A 2,096-nucleotide genomic window follows, 5' to 3' on the forward strand; every position below is an offset into this window, starting at 1 on the left:
CTTAGCTTCGCAGTCTTTTTTAATGTTAACCTCATTCGAATCTAAAAATAGTTTTGAAATAAACGCCTCTGCGACAAATGATGTATATCAATGCATAAATATACATTTCTCATCAATTGCAAAATTTCCCTCTCACTTTCTCACTAGCAGTTTCTAGCTGCTAACGGAGCTTTTTATTTCCGAAGTAACTTTCGCATCTTTTAAGAGGTAAGCTTTTCAGCTATTGTGTTCCGTTCGAGTTTAGTTCAACCTGCAATAACTGTTGGTGTTTTTACATTCTCATGATTAGAAATCCACTGTGATAATATACTCCTCTTTGGTTCCCCCATAATAAAATTAACATTATAATCGGTTATCTCGTTCAACGGAACCCAAGCAATGCCAACCTGATGCACGTCAGGAGTTTTCCCGACCTTAGCTTCGTTGTGAGACGTAATAGTACACAAAAAGGTAAAATCAATTTTGAACATCAGGTTCTAATTTAGGAAACGATGAATCTCTTTTTGCGATAAATTCATTAATAAAGAGCAATTCATCAATTTCAACGTTTAAACTTACTTCCTCGAATACTTCTCTTATTAGAGTTTCTTGGATGCTTTCACCATGTTCTTGCCCGCCTCCTGGAAGAACATAAAACTCTCCTTGGACACTAGTTCTCCTTAATACAAGCAATTGATCATCTTTAATTATCACTGCCCTTGCTGCCGTTCTAATCCGCACGCTAACACCTCACTTTTCTTATAAAATGGATTATATTTGAATTCGCTTAACAGTAATAATTCCCCTTTTTTGTATATTGGATAAGTCGTGATTTATAATCATAACTCCCGTTACTTCAATGAAATCAAAAAGGAGCCGCTTCAATGCAACTCCTGAACTATAGTGTCCCGTTTTAAATATTTCGTTAAACCATTATATTTTCCAACAACATAACGAGGCAATAAAGCCTATAAAATGATTTTTTGTTCTTCCATCGGGAATGCAATTCGGCATTAGATATAAGTTCTTGACCTTCGGGATTACTGATTAAGAGCACTTTTACTGTTTTATGTTTTTATTTGTAGTAAAAAGAGATGGTATAATTTAGATAATCAATTTACCTTGGTAAACGATATATGTTCTTGTCTCGAATCGGAAAAGGATATAAGTTCTTGTCTAGCGAAAAAGACAAGAACTTATATCCATACAATTAAAAAACCGCGCTGGGCGCGGGTCGATATAATTATATGTTCTTGTCCTCTTACAGGTTTTATAATATGATAAATTGTCATTGGACAAGTGATAGCGGAATACAAGAACATATATCATTAAAGGACAAGAACATAAATCGTTGGCCAGATTTCAATCATATCATCACTCTCTCACTCTGGATAGAATAGGTCAAGCCATCCACGCTTTGAAATCCCTCGAGGAACTAAACTCTTTTAAAAATTCCACAACACGATGGTTAGTCGCATTGTGGTTAATTGGACATCACTTTTTGTTTACAGATTCAAGGAGCTCTTAATCGCCAAGTTCAACACAATAGACCACCTCTTCAACAGATGAAAGTTTAACTATCATTTTATCTATAAGACAGACTTTCTATTAAGGTCAAAAATATTTATCTGGCTGTTCTCAAACAATGTCTCAAGTTTTTCTGATCCTTGCTCATTAGAAAAAAGATACTCTTTATGAGATATCGGAATTGCAAGTAACCACGCAACCTTTTTGCTCGGAAAATCAAGTGTTGTTAGTGAGTCTTCCCACAGAAAGGGTGCCACAAACATTACATGCTTCATCTCTAGGTCAGGATAATACATTTTAACTTCATCTTTAAAAATTACTCCAGGTGAGCATGAAAGTCTAGTATTAATAACATTAAACGAACATGTCGCTAACACATTTGGAAAAAATTCAAATTCACTTTTACATGCACCAACTATTTCAACTCTCAACGGTACATTTTCTACGATGCCCGGCTTATTAATAACGGTTACCCATAGTAATTTAACCCTTTGTGACTTTCTTTTGTTTCGGGGTTATATGAAAGTAACCAGTTCAAAAAGTCCGTCATGTATTGAATAACTTCATCTGATACTACAGACTTCTCGGTT

The 2,096-nt window shown here is 34.9% G+C and carries 3 protein-coding genes; all 3 read right to left on the reverse strand.

Annotated elements, in window-relative coordinates; all coding sequences use genetic code 11:
• Positions 1 to 245: 245 nt before the first annotated feature.
• Entirely contained in the window at positions 246 to 470 is a 225-nt protein-coding gene (locus GC093_RS16480) for an NUDIX hydrolase (RefSeq protein ID WP_171652992.1), read from the reverse strand.
• Positions 457 to 720 carry an NUDIX domain-containing protein gene (locus tag GC093_RS16485; protein WP_171652993.1) on the reverse strand — a complete coding sequence of 88 codons (264 nt, stop codon included), beginning with the start codon at positions 718 to 720 and terminating at the stop codon, positions 457 to 459. Before GC093_RS16485 ends, GC093_RS16480 begins: the two co-directional genes overlap by 14 nt.
• 848 nt (positions 721 to 1,568) lie before the next feature.
• Positions 1,569 to 1,937 (reverse strand): suppressor of fused domain protein, encoded by a 369-nt coding sequence (locus GC093_RS16490; protein WP_246314591.1) that lies wholly within the window; start codon positions 1,935 to 1,937, stop codon positions 1,569 to 1,571.
• Between the last annotated feature and the right edge of the window lie 159 nt (positions 1,938 to 2,096).

Origin of the sequence: Paenibacillus foliorum (assembly GCF_013141765.1) — a bacterium.
Classification (GTDB): Bacteria; Bacillota; Bacilli; order Paenibacillales; family NBRC-103111; genus Paenibacillus_S; species Paenibacillus_S foliorum.